Annotated in this window: 14 protein-coding genes and 2 pseudogenes; 2 read left to right on the forward strand and 14 right to left on the reverse strand. The window is 36.4% G+C overall.

Translation table 11 applies throughout. The features are described from left to right. Positions 1-280: 280 nt before the first annotated feature. The 14 genes from V7014_RS13850 to V7014_RS13915 all read right to left on the reverse strand — a co-directional run bounded on the left by V7014_RS13850 (position 281) and on the right by V7014_RS13915 (position 16,346). Complete coding sequence (locus V7014_RS13850) at positions 281-1,936, reverse strand: FAD-dependent oxidoreductase (protein ID WP_335508034.1); 1,656 nt, start codon at positions 1,934-1,936, stop codon at positions 281-283. A 161-nt stretch (positions 1,937-2,097) separates the two neighbouring features. Next, positions 2,098-2,661, reverse strand: a complete 564-nt coding sequence (gene ahpC, locus V7014_RS13855) for an alkyl hydroperoxide reductase subunit C (protein WP_335508035.1) — start codon at positions 2,659-2,661, stop codon at positions 2,098-2,100. A 397-nt stretch (positions 2,662-3,058) separates the two neighbouring features. Next, on the reverse strand, positions 3,059-3,736 hold the full coding sequence (locus tag V7014_RS13860; RefSeq protein ID WP_335508036.1) for an ABC transporter permease: 678 nt from the start codon (positions 3,734-3,736) through the stop codon (positions 3,059-3,061). Between the two features lie 18 nt (positions 3,737-3,754). Further along, entirely contained in the window at positions 3,755-4,672 is a 918-nt protein-coding gene (locus tag V7014_RS13865; protein WP_438824920.1) for an osmoprotectant ABC transporter substrate-binding protein, read from the reverse strand. Between the two features lie 13 nt (positions 4,673-4,685). Next, positions 4,686-5,339 carry an ABC transporter permease gene (locus V7014_RS13870; RefSeq protein WP_335508038.1) on the reverse strand — a complete coding sequence of 218 codons (654 nt, stop codon included), beginning with the start codon at positions 5,337-5,339 and terminating at the stop codon, positions 4,686-4,688. A 12-nt stretch (positions 5,340-5,351) separates the two neighbouring features. Beyond that, entirely contained in the window at positions 5,352-6,494 is a 1,143-nt protein-coding gene (locus V7014_RS13875) for an ABC transporter ATP-binding protein (RefSeq protein WP_335508039.1), read from the reverse strand. Between the two features lie 260 nt (positions 6,495-6,754). Beyond that, positions 6,755-8,107: an aspartate aminotransferase family protein gene (locus V7014_RS13880; RefSeq protein WP_335508040.1), complete on the reverse strand. Its 1,353-nt coding sequence runs from the start codon at positions 8,105-8,107 to the stop codon at positions 6,755-6,757. Between the two features lie 80 nt (positions 8,108-8,187). After that, positions 8,188-9,654: a CoA-acylating methylmalonate-semialdehyde dehydrogenase gene (locus tag V7014_RS13885; RefSeq protein WP_335508041.1), complete on the reverse strand. Its 1,467-nt coding sequence runs from the start codon at positions 9,652-9,654 to the stop codon at positions 8,188-8,190. A gap of 144 nt (positions 9,655-9,798) precedes the next feature. Beyond that, complete coding sequence (locus V7014_RS13890; protein WP_335508042.1) at positions 9,799-11,409, reverse strand: PucR family transcriptional regulator; 1,611 nt, start codon at positions 11,407-11,409, stop codon at positions 9,799-9,801. Positions 11,410-11,669: 260 nt separating this feature from the next. Further along, on the reverse strand, positions 11,670-12,782 hold the full coding sequence (locus V7014_RS13895; protein WP_335508043.1) for an RNA-guided endonuclease TnpB family protein: 1,113 nt from the start codon (positions 12,780-12,782) through the stop codon (positions 11,670-11,672). 11 nt (positions 12,783-12,793) lie between these two features. Beyond that, positions 12,794-13,192, reverse strand: a complete 399-nt coding sequence (tnpA, locus tag V7014_RS13900; protein WP_335508044.1) for an IS200/IS605 family transposase — start codon at positions 13,190-13,192, stop codon at positions 12,794-12,796. A gap of 175 nt (positions 13,193-13,367) precedes the next feature. Then, positions 13,368-14,594 carry a Zn-dependent hydrolase gene (locus tag V7014_RS13905; protein WP_335508045.1) on the reverse strand — a complete coding sequence of 409 codons (1,227 nt, stop codon included), beginning with the start codon at positions 14,592-14,594 and terminating at the stop codon, positions 13,368-13,370. A gap of 39 nt (positions 14,595-14,633) precedes the next feature. Then, a complete protein-coding gene (locus V7014_RS13910; RefSeq protein ID WP_335508046.1) occupies positions 14,634-14,855 on the reverse strand; it encodes a hypothetical protein in 222 nt (73 codons plus the stop codon). An 18-nt stretch (positions 14,856-14,873) separates the two neighbouring features. Next, positions 14,874-16,346 (reverse strand): NCS1 family transporter, encoded by a 1,473-nt coding sequence (locus V7014_RS13915; protein ID WP_335508047.1) that lies wholly within the window; start codon positions 16,344-16,346, stop codon positions 14,874-14,876. Positions 16,347-16,540: 194 nt separating this feature from the next. On the opposite strand from V7014_RS13915, the pseudogene V7014_RS13920 reads away from it, so the two are divergent. Next, positions 16,541-16,606: pseudogene (locus V7014_RS13920) on the forward strand (IS200/IS605 family transposase); the annotation flags it as partial. A 35-nt stretch (positions 16,607-16,641) separates the two neighbouring features. Continuing rightward, a pseudogene (locus tag V7014_RS13925) lies at positions 16,642-17,286 on the forward strand (RNA-guided endonuclease TnpB family protein); the annotation flags it as partial.

Consider the following 17,286-nt stretch of genomic DNA (forward strand, 5'->3'; position numbering starts at 1 on the left):
AGCGCCAGTTTGAACGGGAAAAATAATTACCTTTATTATTATATAATAATAACAATATAAAAGATAATTCATTCTCTACAGAAATATCTGATATTTATCACAACAGTTTATGATGATTCATTTGTTTTAAATTCTCATTACTAACAATAGAAAACGGGGCGAATATAAATCTTATTCGCCCCTAAAGTTATCAATTTATTGTATTATGATTTGATCTTGAAGTAAACCTAACATCTATTAGAAAAAAAAGACAAAGCATTAAATGCCTTGTCTTTACAAATTATACTAATAAAGCAGCAATCTCATCGATTTTCTTAGCGCCGAACACTACTTGTTCATCATTAATAATCATCGCTGGAACGCTCATTACTTTATATTCTTTTTTGATGTCTTGGAATTGGCTAATATCAACCATCTCCGCTTCAATATTAGGGTTTTCGATTGCGATACGCTGTGCTCCAACAACTACGTCTGGGCAGTAGTGACATGCAAGGGAAACCATTACTTTAATGTTTGCTTTCTTATTAATGGACTTAATAGTATCTAAAATACTTGCATCTAATGCTTGTCCTGGGCCTGCAAGATTGTAGATTGCCAGAATAAATGAGTTAAGCTCATGTCCACCTGGCACACCGTGATATTTCACACCACTATATTCACCATTTGCATTTAATAGAGAAACAACTGGGTACTTGTCAGCATGGATTTTTGTTTCCATTTCTGGATTTTCACCTTTATTGTATAGCTCAAGGTGAAGCTTATCACCTAATTCCGCAACATCTAATAAGAAGTCACGTAGTTCTACAGATTTAGGCATGCTTTCATCAACGATCGATACTAATGTAACATCGCTTTCTATTTTAGCGAAGATGCCTTTTAGTTGGCCACGCATTGCATCGCTTAATAAAGAACTTTTACCTTCTTTTGAAGAAGCAGCTGCTGTTTCTTCTTTCTTAGCTGGTTTTTCTTCCTCTGGCTCGTCAACAATACCAAGACGGTCTTTTTCTTCTGCTACATATTTTTGAGCATCAGTTCCAGCAATTGCACCATCAGCAACAGCTGTAACGATTTGACGTAATGATTTTGGACGTAAGTCACCAGCGGCATAAACACCTGGAATATTTGTTTTCATATTATCATCTGTTAAAATGTAGCCGAAACGGTCCATCTCTATATGACCTTTGAAAACTTCCGTTTGAGGTTGGTAACCAACGAATACGAATACACCAAATGTACCATCTTCTTCTTTAGCTTCATATTCCCATTCTTCTTTTGTTTCGTTATTAATGAAACGTGCACGTTGAATCATACCATCACCGTATACGCCTAACATTTCAGTGTTGAATTTCACTTCAATCTTATCGTTAGCAAATACTTTATCAGCGATCGTTGGAGGGCATGTAAATTCAGGTTCACGAGCAATAATTGTAACTTTTGTAGCGAAACGAGTTAAGAAGATTGCTTCTTCAGCTGCAGCAAAACCTGCACCGATAACGAATACTTCTAAGCCTTCGAAGAATTCTCCATCACATGTCGAACAGTACGCTACTCCACGTCCTGTAAATTCTGCTTCACCTGGGAATCCAAGTTTTCTTGGAGATGCACCAGTTGCAATGATCACTGAACGAGTTTTAAATTCACCGTTAATTGTTTTAACGATTTTGACTTCTCCTGAGAAGTCAACGTCTGTTACGTCTGTTTTAACAAACTCTACACCGAAATCTTCGTTTTGTAGTTTCATTTCTTGTATTAAGTCTGGACCTGATGTTTTACGAATACCAGGATAGTTTACAATTTCAGAAGTAGTTGCAGCCTGACCACCTGCATTACCTTTTTCAATAATAATCGTTTTTAGTTTCGCACGACCTGCATAGACACCCGCTGAAAGACCTGCAGGACCACCGCCGATAATAATTAAGTCATAAATGTTTGTCATAATGGGTCTCCTTGTTGTATAATACGTTTTATCAATATTTTTGAATGTACAAGAGGCACTTATTAACGGTAAGTGCCTCTTCTGTTATTGTTTTACCGTCCTATGAAAATCCTGAGGCTATTCATAGGACGGTTTTTTATTTAAAAATCACGATAGACTAATTAGATTTTACCTACTAAGTCTAAGCTTGGCTCAAGAGTTTCTTCACCTGGAGTCCATTTTGCTGGGCAAACTTTATCTCCATGCTCTGCAACGAATTGAGCAGCTTGTACTTTACGTACTAATTCTTCAGCGTTACGTCCGATTCCAAGATCGTTGATTTCGTAAGCTTTGATTTCTCCTTCAGGGTTTACGATGAAAGTTCCACGTAATGCTACTCCATCTTCTTCAACTAAAACACCAAATTGTTTTGAAAGAGTTTGACCTGGGTCAGCAAGCATTGGGTATTGGATTTTACCGATTGTATCAGTAGCATCAGCCCAACCTTTGTGTACAAAATGAGTATCAGTAGAAACTGAGTAAACTTCACAGTTCATATCTTTGAATGTTTCATAGTTATCTTGAATATCAGCTAATTCTGTTGGGCAAACAAATGAGAAATCTGCTGGATAGAAGAAGAATACAGACCATTTACCTTTTACATCTTCTAATGATACCTCTTTGAATTCACCTGCATGGTATGCTTGAACTTTGAAATCTTCAACTTTTTTATTGATTAATGACATTATATATTTCCTCCTAGAAGTTAATTTGTATTTATCCTTTCTTTATAATAATTATTAATAAACAATTAGTCAACAGCTAGATTATAATAATTATTACTTTCACAAATTTGACACATTATTGGTTTTTTTATCCATAAAAATAACACAAAGACATAAAACGTTATTAAATTCACTTTCCGTATGATATAACCGAGAATACGTTCCCCTATAATAACCCTTTAAGCCTCAACTAATCGTTCTCCTTTTCTCATTTATATTCTCATAATAAACACAACAAATGAGAATAACATTGTTATCAACATAATTACTCTCTTTAATCTTCCCTATCACTGTATCCTTTATCCAGCTTTAGTTAAATATAAACCCTAAGATGAAAAGTTTCTTCTATATATAATTACTACGTCGTTTTTAAATGGTTCTTTTGTAACTTTTTATTATTAGTTGGTGATAAACTTCTCTCCAACCAACCCATTAAGATATCAGCAAGCACAGCCATCAGTGCTGTTGGAATTGCTCCAGCTAATATAATTGCTCCACCATCCGTCACGTTAGTACCGCGAATAATAATATCTCCAAGACCTCCACCACCGATAAAGGAACCAATTGTAGCAACTCCAATAGCAATGACTAATGCATTACGTAGCCCAGCCATTACAACAGAGATCGATAATGGAATTTCAACCATAAACAACAATTGAAATCTTGTCATTCCCATCGCTCTGCCCGATTCAAGTACAGGTTTTTCTACTCCATTAATTCCTGTATAAGTATTCTTAATGATTGGTAATAAAGAATATAAGAATAAGCTCATTACGACCGTATTAGCCCCTAAACCCATAACCAGCATAAGCACAGCCAGCATAGCAAGAGCAGGAATAGTTTGTATAATATTCGCTAATGACAACACCCACGTACTTAACTTTCGATAACGTGCAATAAGAATACCGACTGGAATCCCGATGATTGCCGCAAAGATCACCCCATAAGCAGACATAAGGAAATGTTTTAAAAACTGATCAAAAACATATTCTGAGTTTTGAGTATAGTACACAAACAACTCCTGTAAAGTATCCACATTAGCACCCCCTAATTGTTATTCAAAGTAATTGTTCTTTTCTAAAAATTCTTTCGCAACTGTTGCTGGCTCTTTCTTCATAACGTCAGCTTGATAATTAAGCTCAGTCATTGTCTTGTCATCAATCTTTCCAACGAGCGATTGTAGTATTTCGTCCAATTCTGGATGTTTCTTTAAGACATCCTCACGTATTACAGGTGAACATTCGTATGGAGGAAAGAATTGTTTATCATCTTTTAACGTTTTAAGATTAAATGCTTTTAAGCGACCGTCCGTGCTGTAAGCAAGTACAACATCCATTTTTCCACTTTTAACTGCTTGGTACACTAAACCTAATTGCATCGGAAAGGCTTGGCCAAACTCAAAGCCATATTCCTTCACAAACGCTGGATAACCATCACCTTTTCTATTGAGCCAAGAATTATCTACACCTAGCTTTAAATCACCAGCTATTTTTTGTAAATCCGAAACGGTTTCTAAGTTCTCCTTTTCTGCTAATTCTTGCGTAACAGTGTAAGCATATGTATTAGCGAATCCATAAGAGTCATACCACTTTTGATTAAAGCGTTCTTTAAATTCTTTTTGTACAGTGGCTAATGCTTGATCAGGATCTTTTATAGGTTCCATGCCAAGCGCTCCTGATAAGTCTGTGCCTGTATATCGCGCAGCACTAATATCGACTTGTCCATCTGTTAAAGCTTGGTGTTGTACAATTGATGATCCAAGATTTTCTACTAATTCAACCTTTAAATCCGTCTTCTTCTCAATCATCAATTTAATGATATTACCTAAAATAGAACTCTCTGTTGTAGTAATGGTTGATACGCGAATCGCATCTTTACTGCTTCCACCTAAACCAGGTAATGAACAACCGCTAATAACTAATACACACAACATAGCGAGAAACAATTTCCTTGTTTTATTCCACATTTTCATGACTCCTTTTCTATTACACCATTTCTCTTTGCTTACGAATCCCTTTTGGTGTAACGATATTTTCAACTCGAGTAAGTAATAAATCGAGAACTAGTGCTAGGAGAGTTACAGGAATCGCTCCTCCAAGTACTAAATCAGGGCGGAATAAGTTTAATCCATCAAAGATAAAGTCTCCCAGTCCACCTCCACCAATAAAGGAAGCTAAAGTAGCCCAACCAATTAAATACACACCTGCCACACGAATGCCAGCCATAATAACGGGAATTGCAAGTGGAAATTCCACTTGGAAAGTTCGTTCAAATTGGCTCATCCCCATTCCACGAGCCGCTTCAATTAAATCTTTATTTACTTCTTTAACACCGATATATGTATTGCGTAAGATGGGTAAAACCGAATAGCAAAACAACGCTACAATCGCAGGTATTTTACCTATACCAAGTAAAGGAATAAAGAACGCTAAGATTGCTAAGCTAGGAAATGTTTGAACAATACTAGCAATCCCTATGACAAAGCTAGCAATCTTCTTTCTATTAGCTAACCAAATACCTAATGGGACAGCGACAATAATTCCTAGTACTAATGCAGTAAAGGATATAAATAAATGCTCACCGGTTTTAACGACTAACTGACCACCATATTCCGAGAAAAAATCCATTATCGCATTCATTTTACTCTCTCCTTACTGTATATTCTCTTGATCATCTTCATTGCCCCAAATAGATTCATAAATGGCATCAACAAGATTCGTTCTTGTTAAGATACCCTTTAAGTGGTTTTCGTGATCGACGACAGGTAAATACTTGAGATTACGTATCGAGATTTGACGAGTTGCATCTCGTAGGAGCGTATCTTCATATGCAGCATCTATTTCTGTATTCATTACTTCACATACCACTTTCTCTAAATGACGTTCTCGTTCAATGATTTCAACACTTAAATAACCGACAAGAACTTTATTAGAGTCCACAATTAGCAATGAATCGACTCGACGTTTCCTCATTAAACGAATAGCGTCAGATAATAACGCATTGTTATTAATCGTAACAGGATCATTTAACATGATTTGTCCCACAGTTTGAATATTCTGCTTAGCTTGATTAAGACGCTCTTTTCCTATGAAATCCTCAACAAACTCATTTGCCGGATGCAATAATATTTCATTCGGCGTACCTTGTTGAACAATTTTCCCATCTCGTAAAATAAAGATTCGATCCGCAAGCTTAATTGCTTCATCAATATCATGGGTAACGAATACAATTGTTTTCCCTAATCTTTTTTGTAAGTTTTTAAACTCGATTTGTAAGGAATCTCTCGTAATCGGATCAAGTGCTCCAAATGGTTCGTCCATTAAAATAAGCGGCGGCTCAGCAGCAAGTGCACGTAAAACCCCAATACGCTGTTGTTGCCCACCACTTAATTCGAAAGGATAGCGATCTAAATATTCTTCAGGCATGTTCACAAGCTGCAACAATTCTTCAGCTCGCGCTACTCGTTTCGTTTCAGGCCATTTCAAAAGCTTAGGTACTAATGCAATATTTTCACGAATAGTCATATGAGGAAACAAACCAATTTGTTGAATTACATAACCAATGGAGCGTCTTAATTTAACAACATCTTTCTTCATAACATCTTCACCATTAATGAAAATCTTGCCCTCAGTAGGTTTAATAAGTCGATTAATCATTTTCATTGTCGTTGTTTTCCCACAACCACTAGGACCAATGAACACAACGAATTCTCCTTTTTTTATGTGAAAACTAATATGGTCTACAGCTCGCTTACCTCCACTATATACTTTGGATACATCTTCGAATTTCAGCATTCTATTTCCCCCTTGTGTCAAAAACCTAGTTGGATAATTTAGCAACTTAGGTATGTTATTAATTCATCATCTACCCTATTAATCTCCGTTCAAAACTATCGGATTAATTTTATTACCATTTTTAACCGAAAGAATGATAGAAATTTTTCTGCAACACAAAAGGGATAACACCAAAGAAAAACATAGATTCTTTAGCGTTATCCCTTCTTTTCTATAGATAATACTTTATATCGTCGCTACTTAAGCGAAATGTGCTGGCATTATAAAGCTAGGATTTCTTCCGTTAAAACCTTTATTATGAAATCTAATTCTTCCTCTGTAATACTTAATGGTGGAGCTAGCGTCAATACATTGTTATAACCTGCTACTGTCGCTCCGTTCTTTCCAATAATCAATCCTTTTTGCTTGCAGCTGCCAATAACCTTATTCACGAGCTTAACATCAAGCGGTTCTTTCGTTTTCTTATTATGAACAAGTTCAATTCCTATTAGCAAACCTTTCCCACGAACGTCACCAACATATTGACTTCCTTTTAAAATAGAAGTTAATCGTTGCTTCAACTCTACTCCCACTCGTTTCGATCTTTCAAAAAGCTGCTCGTTTTCCATAATTTCAATGTTCTTCAATGCAAGAGCACAAGCGGCTGGGTTTCCGCCGAACGTATTAACATGACGGAAATAATCATATTCCTCTGTTCCTTTGAATGCCTCATACACTTCTTTCTTCACTGCTGTAGCAGAGAGTGGTAAATACGCACTTGTTATTCCTTTCGCCATTGTAATGATATCCGGCTTTACACCATAATTCATAAAGCCAAAAGGCTCGCCCGTACGACCAAAACCACATATTACTTCATCCACAATTAGCAACGCACCATGCTTTTCACAAACTTCTTTTACACCTTTCATATATCCTTCTGGAGGAACTAAAACACCACCTCCCGTTATGATTGGCTCCATGATGACACCAGCTATCGTTTCGCTCATTTCCCATGTCATCACGCGGTCAATATCTTGAACGGAATGTAATTCACTAGGCTTTGTCTGATCATCTTCATGCAGTCGATATTGGTCCGGTGGAGATACGTGAATAAATCCTGGTGCAAATGGCTCATACTTAATTTTCCGTTCAGATTGTCCAGTCGCAGCAAGAGCTCCCATTGTATTTCCATGATAAGCTCTATATCTTGAGATAAACTTGTATCGACTATTGTTCCCTCTTTGCTGATGGTATTGACGCACCATTTTAAAAGCTGCTTCATTTGCTTCAGAACCACTATTTGAAAAGAAAATCACATATTCTCCCTTTAACATCTCATTTAGTTTCTCCGCCAGTTTAATCGCTGGTGCGTGGCTTTGCGTCATCGGAAAATAAGCCATTTTTTTCAATTGTTCGTAGGCTGCTTTAGCAAGCTCTGACCTACCATAACCAATATTTACACACCATAATCCAGCCATTGCATCAACATATTTATTCCCTAGATGATCGATAATGGTTGAACCTCTCGCCTCATCAATAAGCAAGGTAGAATCAGGATTAAACGGCTTCATCCCATGCCATACATACTCTTTATCTTTCGCCAATAAATCTATTTCTTCTCGTACTTTACTCATTTCGTTCCCCTCCTTTTAACTGCTTTCTAAAAAACCACTAGCAGTGAATGTTGAACCATTTCTACTAGTGGCATTTTTTCTTAATAATCGAATCGTGATGTAATCATTTTCTTGCGTGTATAAAAATTAATACCGTCTTTTCCATTCACATGAAGGTCACCGTAGAACGAGTCTTTCCAACCAGAGAATGGGAAGAACGCCATCGTTGCTGGTACCCCCACATTGATGCCAAGCATACCTGCATCAGCTTCCTCTCTAAATTGCCTTACAGCTCTTGCATCCTTTGTATAGATTGTTGCACCATTTCCAAATCGAGATTTACGAATATAATCCAAACCTTCATCTAAGTCATTTGCTCGTAATAAACTTAATACCGGTGCGAAAATTTCCTCTTTCGCAATAGTCATGTCTGGCTTCACATGGTCGAAGATCGTCGCTCCTAAGAAAGTACCTTCTGTTAATTCATCTTTTTCTTTCCGTCCATCTCTTATTAAGCTAGCACCTTCCGAAATGCCTTTATCAATATACTCTAACGTTTTCTGTAAATGCGATTCTCTAATAACAGGCGTCAATAATACCGATTCATCAAGCCCGTTTCCTATGATAAGCTCATCCGCTTTTTCTTTTAACTTTTGTACAAATGCATCACCGTTACCCACTACAACAACTGCACTGCAAGCCATACAACGTTGACCTGCACTACCAAAAGCTGAACTGATGATATTCGTAGCGGCTTTTTCCATATCTGCATCCGGCATCACAATATGATGATTTTTAGCACCCGATAATGCTTGAACACGCTTCCCATTTGCAGCTGCTTTCTCATAAACATATTTAGCTACTGGCTGTGAGCCAACAAATGAGATCGCTTTTACATCAATATGGTTGACGAGACCATTCACAACATCGTGTGCTCCATGTACTACATTTAAAACACCTTTTGGTGCACCAGCTTGGGTAAATAATTCTACTAGTTTGTTAGCTAAAATAGGAGTTCGTTCAGAAGGTTTTAACACAAATGTATTACCGCATGCCACGGCTAAAGGGAACATCCAAAGAGGAACCATCATCGGAAAGTTAAATGGTGTGATGCCACCCACTACTCCTAGAGGGAATCGGAACATTTCAGAATCAATATCCTCGGCGATATTCGATAATGTTTCTCCCATCATATGAGTAGGAGCACCTGCAGCAAATTCTACGCACTCGATGCCTCGTTGAACTTCTCCATATGCTTCTTTATAGGCTTTTCCATTTTCTTGAACAACTAGCTTCGCCAATTCTTCATGATTTTCCATTAGTAAATAATGATATTTATATAGAATTCTAGCTCTTTTCGGAACAGGTACATTCTTCCACGTCTTAAATGCTTCCTTAGCGGCAGCTACAGCAGCATTCACATCCTCTGTAGAAGAAATAGGCACCTTTACAAGTATTTCACCGGTTGCTGGGTTTGGAACATCTTGCGTATAAACGCTTTTAGAACCTACCCATTCACCATTTATATAGTTTTTTAATACAGCTGTTTCTTGATTAATTACGGCCATAAATTACTTTCCTCCTCTACTTTTTCTATAATATCCATTATTGCGTAGTAAGGGCCATTATTCATTAGACATAATGTTAAATACCTACTTACAGTTGTCAGACAAAATGAAAACCCTACTCACAATAAGTAGGGTTTTAGGTCATTATTTCGTTTTTTTCAGCAGCTGTTGCGACGATCTTAAAAATTCATAAGACATAATCATAAACTCAATCGTCAAACGTTTCTCATAGTTCATGAAATCATGCCCTAATAACGACTCGATTTTCTGTAAACGGTGATACAGGGTTTGTCTAACAATGTATAATTTCTTCGCTGTTTCCTGTTTTGACCCTTGGCAGGATAAATACGTTTTTAGCGTTTCAATTAAATTACCATTATATTTTTCATCATAGTTTATGACAGGCTCTAAATATTCATAAACAATTTCTTTTAAATCCGTATGACGATTCAAAAGAGAAATTAATCTAAAGATATGTAAATCATCGTAGAAATAATCCTCACGTACATTTGATAGACGGTCTTGAATAGAAATTGTTTCAATCGCCGTTTTATAGCTCAAATGAATGTCTTCCATCTTTTCAACGTATTTTCCTACTCCGATAAATATCTTCTTTTTATTTTTTCCAAGCTTCAAGTCGGTATCCATCACGCGTACAATACTTTCCTTCATACGATATTTCCACGTGTCATTACTTCTTTCATTCAGAATGATGAATATAATCGTATTCCGCTTCTCAATAGAAAAAAAAGAAAAGCCTCTTTGTTCAAGTATGGCTCTGAAGTATAGTTTAAAATATGTTAATTCAATTTGCGAGAACAGTTCAACACATGGGATTTTAAATAAACAAACCGTTGCTCCCTTTGGTTGGCTTTTAGGAAGGTGAAATGAGATATATTCAGAAATCTCTTCTGAATTTTGTTCACCTTCCAACCATCCATAAATCCATTCAGTTTCTTCTACTTTTCTTTTTTCAACAACATAGAGCTCTCGAATGAAGAATTGTGCGAGCGCTGTTGATGTCCGATCAAGAATTAGTTGATCATATTCTGTTAACTTTCTTTCATTTGAGAGAAATATCAAATCTGCATACGTTTCACCTAATACATTTATCGGATTGCTGGCTATTGAATAAGAAGGGTTGGATAAATGAGGATCTCTTAAAACGTTCCAAATTTTATCCTGTTCACTTACATGCATGACAGGATAAAATTGAAATTCCTTATTTTTGTACGTAATTAATACGGTAAGCTGTAAACATTGTTGAACAAAGGTGAGAATTTCATCAACATGTTCAACAGTTAATAATTTTTTATTAAGAACTTCAGAATAACTTTCCAGTTTGGAAATCATTTCGTATTGTCTGTTAATGAGGAGAGTATGAATATCTTGAGTTATCTCTACAAAAGGAACTTCTTGTTGAAATAATATGATAGGGAATTTATTACGATTAGCAATTTCAATAATCTCTGAAGGAATTTGTGAAGTATACGTACCAATTTCGATGCAAAGTCCAGAAGCATTAGACTCAATCAATTGTTGTAATATAGAAATGAAGCGTTCCTTATCCTCTTTCCAAGCTACGGCTGTTGAAAGAATGAGTTCATTTCCTTTTAAGAGGTTTCGAATATTTGTCACTTCAACGATATGCACCCATTTCACCAAGCGGTTAATTCCGCCCTTTCCCGCTATCACTTGGACTCTTTCAAAATGCTTCCTGCCCAATATATCTTCAACGGTAATATAGGATTTCAAACCTTCATCTCCCTCCCAAAATAGAAAAGTATACTCTCTATTATAAGGAAAGAAATTACATTATTGTAATATTTTTAACTATTTTTAAGAAAAAATCATTATAAACTACTAAACAACTGTTTGTGAACTACCAGCCACTTAACGTCCTTGCGGACTGTTTGAAGTGGGGGCTTCTCGGTTAGTCGTTACTTTTAGTAGCTAACGAATTAGTCTAAGACTGCCGAGCTAACACCCTTGTTCCAAAGGTTCTTTGGTTCTATTTATGCTAACGCTAATAAGCGTATTGCTTCATTTTTGATATTGATAGCTGCGTTATAATCACGGCCCATTGTCAGCCCACAAGAACACTCATAAGTACGAATAGACATTAGCATATCCTTTACATTGCCACAACTACTACAAGTCTTAGTGGAAGGAAACCACTTATCTATTTTTACAAGCTGTTTGCCTTGTTCGTGTAGTTTATAGGCTAAAAAAGAAGTGAACATACCCCAACCATTGTCAGCAACACTTTTTCCAAAGTTAAGTGCTTTCGACATTCCTTTCATGTTGAGGTCTTCAATAGCAACAACATCAAAGGTAGCAGCTAACTCTTTAGACTTATGATGAAGGAAATTCTTGCGTTGGTTCGCTATTTTTTCATGTAATTTAGCTACACGAATACGTTGCTTATTCCAACGCATAGAACCTTTCATACGTCTTGCTAATATTCGTTGGGCATTTGCTAATTGGTCTAACATTTGACGATAGAAGCGAGGATAATTGGCTTTCTCATCCTCAGAACTGACGTATAATCCTTCCATTGCAAAGTCTAATCCAACAACTGTTTCTACTTCTTTTTGTACAACCTCTTTTTCGTATTCAGTCAAGATGGCCGCATAATACTTTCCGGTAGATGTCCTGGAAATAGTACATGATTTGATAATATGGTCTGGTGGTATTTCTCTATGTTGTTTGATACGTACCAGTTTCAGTTTTGGTAATTTGATCTGACCATTGAGCATTATAATATTTCCATTTACTACATTCGTTGTATAAGATTTTCTGTCTTTTCTACTTTTGAAAGTCGGGAAGTCATTTTGACCACTAAAGAAATTTTTATAAGCAGTTTGCAAGTTTAGTTGGGCATTTACCAAAGCTAGTGAATCAACTTCTTTCAACCATTCAAATTCCTTTTTGTATTTTGCAGGAGTAGGAAATTTTTTCTTCTTTAGTTCTTCCTTGTTATCTTTATATTTTTCATATGTTTCTTTCCGTTCAGCTAACATTTTGTTATACACGAAGCGTACACAACCAAACGTTTTATGTATAAGATGTGCTTGGTCGTCTGTTGGATACAGGCGGAATTTGTATGCCTTATTATGCTTTGTCATATCATATCACCTCACTTTTCACCTTGATTTTCAATATACTTCTTTACTACGTCTATTGGTGAACCACCAGTAGTTAGTAAGCAAAAACTTCTTGACCAAAACATCTCTTTCCAAAGCTTCTTTTTTACTTGCGGAAAGTCTTTTTTAATCAGTCGAGAACTTGCACTCTTGTATGCATTAATGAATTTTGTCATTTCTGTATTAGGATGTGCCTTGAACAAGATATGCACATGGTCAACATCATGATTCCATTCCACCAATGTTATATTGTAATTCTCAGATAACCGTACAAACATGTCTTTTGCATAGTCTGACATATCATCATCAAATACATTTCTTCTGAATTTCACAACTAATACAAGATGATAGTACAATAAGAACACTGAATGATTATTACTATCTAACTTCACTTATATAACAACCTTTATGTTTTATAAGACTGATTATACCATGGGGAAATAAAAAGCACAGTTAAGTGCTTTTTGGCTAATACCAAACCGAAATTCATTTCCCACCTACCGTTGTGCTATCGCCCTGCACACGCTTGAGGAAGGAGAATTCTTTCGGGTAATTCGTTAAAATCCATTAAACCAAACGAAGCACTGTCTCTAATAATATATTCACTCCGTTCGTGCAATCTTCCCACGTTGTAAGTTCATCCTCACTATGACTCTTTCCATTGATACTTGGTACAAATACCATAGCAGTAGGAATGAAGCTTGCGATGAATTGAGCATCATGTCCTGCTCCGCTAACCATTCTCTTATATGAATAACCTAGTGATTCCACTGATTGTTCTAAAGCATTCACTACTCGCTGATCAAACCATACTGTTTCTCTGTCCCAAAGTTTCTTTATCTGAATTTGACACTCACTTTGCATCGGACTATCTTTCATGCTTTGAATGATTGGCTCAACTTGTTTTACGACTTCCGGATTCTTGTGTCTAGCTTCCAGTGAAAATACAACCTTGTTCGGAATAACCGTGTGGATGTTAGGATAGACATTCATTCTTCCAAACGTGTAAACCAATTCATCATCAAGTTTCCCTAGTTTATTACGAACTTCCGCGATTGCACTTATCGCAGCTTGAAGTGCATCCTTTCTCATGCTCATAGGCGTTGTACCAGCATGATCTGAATCACCAGTTACTTCAATTTCATAACATACCATTCCAACAACACACTCAACAACACCAATGGATACATTCTCTTTTTCAAGAATAGGTCCTTGTTCAATATGCAATTCTAAAAAGGCTTCTCCTTCTTTTAAACGACATTCTTGATCACCTGCGTAGCCACTATACTTTAGCGCTTCTCCGAATGTCACTCCATCGCTATCTTGTTTTTGTAGCATGGTAGATTTATCGAACTTCCCGCAAAGTACACCTGATGACATCATAGATGGTTCAAATCTTGCTCCTTCTTCATTTGTGAAATTTACAACCATGATTGGATGAGTTGGTTTGATATTATTTTCTATTAAAGTACGAACAACTTCTAATCCTGCTACAACACCAAGCACACCATCAAAACGCCCACCTTTTTTTACAGAATCTAAATGAGAGCCCATTATGATTGGCTTTTTATTTTCTTCGCCATTTAAGATTGCATAAATATTACCCATATCATCAATTTTGACATTCATCCCAATTTCTTCACAACAAGAGCAAAAATAATCTCGCACTAAACGATCTTCTTCCGATAGTGATAATCGAGTAACTCCATTATTCTCTGTTCTACCGAAATCTGCAAATTGCTCTAATGTTTGTTTCAAACGTTCTCCATTAATTTTCAGCTTTTGCTTTTCCATTGTATTTGCAGCTCCTCTCTTCTTTGTCTGTACTATCCATCACTTTACGGATGACTGTTCAATAAATTTAACAGAGAAATATTTACGTGCATTGGCTGTTGTAAGATGTATCCTTACTAATCTTTCAGGAACCTGATTACTATTTTCTAACTCAACGAAAGTACCACTAAGATTTTCCATAACATTTTTTATTTTGTAACCTTGCTCCAACAATGCATCAAGACGATTTTTTTCTTGTACATATAATTGATGATCAGACATTCGAATAACTCCTCTCTATCAAGTAATGTTTTCATTAACTAGCTCTTGATTCACTTCCAAATCATCATCTACTTGAATGACCCAATCACGACCTACTGTAATACCTAAAAACTTCTCATCACTAGGATTCTCGATTTCTTTTTGTTTGTATTTCTTAAACCACCAATATTTCGCTAATACATAATAAAGAATCGCTCCAACAACAAATCCAACAAGAGAAGAATATGCTGGCAATAAGTTAGCGATTATTCCTCCTATAACCCACGCAATCATTCCTGCCATATTGAAGCCATGCATATACTTATATTGACCATTTAATTCATACAGATCATGTACATTGACACGTCTCTTTCGAAGAAGATAATAATCTGCAAAAAGTATCCCGACAATGGAAGTCAAAATCCCACCAATAATAAGTAATACTGTATTCAAAAAATCGAATAGACTCCAAGGTTGAGCGAGCGTCCCAATAATACCTGCTATAACTACACCTACCCAAAATGGCACTTTCGGTCCTCCAACATTAGAGAATATTGTAGCCGCTGGAATAACATTTGCCGAAGTATTCGTAGACCATTGTGCTAATACAATCATCAATAACAAAATGCCTAATATAAAACCACTAGCTGCTCCCTGTAAAGCAACAATTGGATCGGCATTTGAAACAGCTATATAAGATACGGCTCCAATTATAATCATAAATGTATTAAAGACAGGCATAACAATCAGGTTGCCAATTAGTTGAGTTCGATTTCGTTTAAACCAGTTTCTCTCATGTTTCGGTGCTTTAAAGAATCTGGATAAAGAAGGCATATCAGCAGCTAAAGTAGCCCAGAATCCCATATTAGCCATAACGACAACCATAAATGCCGTGAATGCAGCTCCACCTGTAGTCGGGCTTTCCACCCATGACCATATGTTTTTACCTTGTTCTGCAGCTTGGTCTGCTAATGTAACATACATCCAGCAAGCTATGAGAATAATAATGGGTGCTGCTAAATCAGCAAAACGTTCAATCGATTTAATACCCAATGAGGTATTGATTAATTGAAGCACAGCAAATAATAAGAAGCACAATAGCCAGTTATCAAAATCAAATAATAAATTTAAAATAGCGTTAATAGCTGTGGCTCCAAAGTACGTATTAATTCCAAACCAACAAGATGCCGTTACCCCCCTGACCACAGATGGAATATGAGTGCCTATCGTTCCAAATGGTGCCCTCATATAAACTGGAAATGAAAGCCCATGCTCAATTCCTATATCGCTGATTACACTCATAAATATCCCGATCGCCACTGATCCTATGACAGTTGCGAGAATAACCATTCCTAATGGTAAGTGCTGAATACCTCCTCCACCAATGGCAAATGCAGCTAATACAATCGCCATGCCAACCCAAATCATTGCAAATCCAAACATGCCGATATTCCGTTCATTTCCTTTAATCGGAAGTAAATCTGGAGACTTTAGATAATTATTCTTCTTCATATCAACACCCCTTATTAATTGAATATCCAATCAAACTATATTCCATTTATCATTTTCCGACAGAAGACTCCTTCCTCAATCGTGTGAAGGGCGTAGCCCAACAATAGGTGGGAGATGAATGTCGGTTAGGCGTTAGCTTAAAGTTTTTTTTGAATGATTAACGTACTCATTATATAATTGGTGTAGGATAATATTACCAGTCGAAAAAATTTTGTTTTCTGACTACTGGTGGTTCTCCTATAAACGTAGTTAAGAAATAGATTGAAAATCAAGGCTTGAAGTGAGGTGAAAATCAATGCTAGTCAACAAAGCATATAAGTTTCGGATCTATCCAAACAAAAACCAAGAAATCCTAATTGCGAAAACAATCGGTTGTTCACGTTTTGTATTTAATTACTTTTTGGCACAATGGATGGATATTTACAAAGATACAGGCAAAGGGTTAACTTACAACACTTGTTCCGCCCAACTAACACAGCTCAAGAAAGAGTTGGTTTGGTTAAACGAAGTTGACAGTATTGCTATTCAATCATCACTTAAAAACCTGCTGATTCCTATACTCGATTCTTCAGGAAACAAAATAAAGCACCACGATTCAAGTCTAGAAAGAACAGCGTACAGTCTTATACAACCAAGCACACGAACGGGAATATTGCCGTTGTAGGGAATAAAATCAAATTACCTAAACTTGGTCTTGTTCGCTTTGCTAAAAGTCGGGAAGTAGAAGGTCGTATTTTGAATGCTACTGTTAGAAGAAATCCAAGTGGAAAATATTTTGTATCCATTCTTGCGGAAACAGACGTACAAGCATTAGAAAAAACAGGTTCTTCTGTTGGTGTTGACTTTGGGCTAAAAGATTTTGCTATTTTGAGTACGGGAGAAATATTCTCTAATCCAAAATGGTTTCGCAAACTTGAAGAAAAATTAGCAACCGCACAAC

Source organism: Bacillus sp. JJ722 (assembly GCF_036963345.1).
GTDB lineage: Bacteria > Bacillota > Bacilli > Bacillales > DSM-1321 > Bacillus_AD.

Coding starts and splice junctions, on each gene's coding strand:
- V7014_RS13850 (WP_335508034.1), bottom strand. CDS start 1,936: ATGACAAACATTTATGACTTAATTATTATCGGCGGTGGTCCTGCAGGT.
- V7014_RS13865 (WP_438824920.1), bottom strand. CDS start 4,672: ATGAAAATGTGGAATAAAACAAGGAAATTGTTTCTCGCTATGTTGTGT.
- V7014_RS13885 (WP_335508041.1), bottom strand. CDS start 9,654: ATGGCCGTAATTAATCAAGAAACAGCTGTATTAAAAAACTATATAAAT.
- V7014_RS13875 (WP_335508039.1), bottom strand. CDS start 6,494: ATGCTGAAATTCGAAGATGTATCCAAAGTATATAGTGGAGGTAAGCGA.
- V7014_RS13895 (WP_335508043.1), bottom strand. CDS start 12,782: ATGACAAAGCATAATAAGGCATACAAATTCCGCCTGTATCCAACAGAC.
- ahpC (WP_335508035.1), bottom strand. CDS start 2,661: ATGTCATTAATCAATAAAAAAGTTGAAGATTTCAAAGTTCAAGCATAC.
- V7014_RS13910 (WP_335508046.1), bottom strand. CDS start 14,855: ATGTCTGATCATCAATTATATGTACAAGAAAAAAATCGTCTTGATGCA.
- V7014_RS13870 (WP_335508038.1), bottom strand. CDS start 5,339: ATGAATGCGATAATGGATTTTTTCTCGGAATATGGTGGTCAGTTAGTC.
- V7014_RS13880 (WP_335508040.1), bottom strand. CDS start 8,107: ATGAGTAAAGTACGAGAAGAAATAGATTTATTGGCGAAAGATAAAGAG.
- V7014_RS13905 (WP_335508045.1), bottom strand. CDS start 14,594: ATGGAAAAGCAAAAGCTGAAAATTAATGGAGAACGTTTGAAACAAACA.
- V7014_RS13915 (WP_335508047.1), bottom strand. CDS start 16,346: ATGAAGAAGAATAATTATCTAAAGTCTCCAGATTTACTTCCGATTAAA.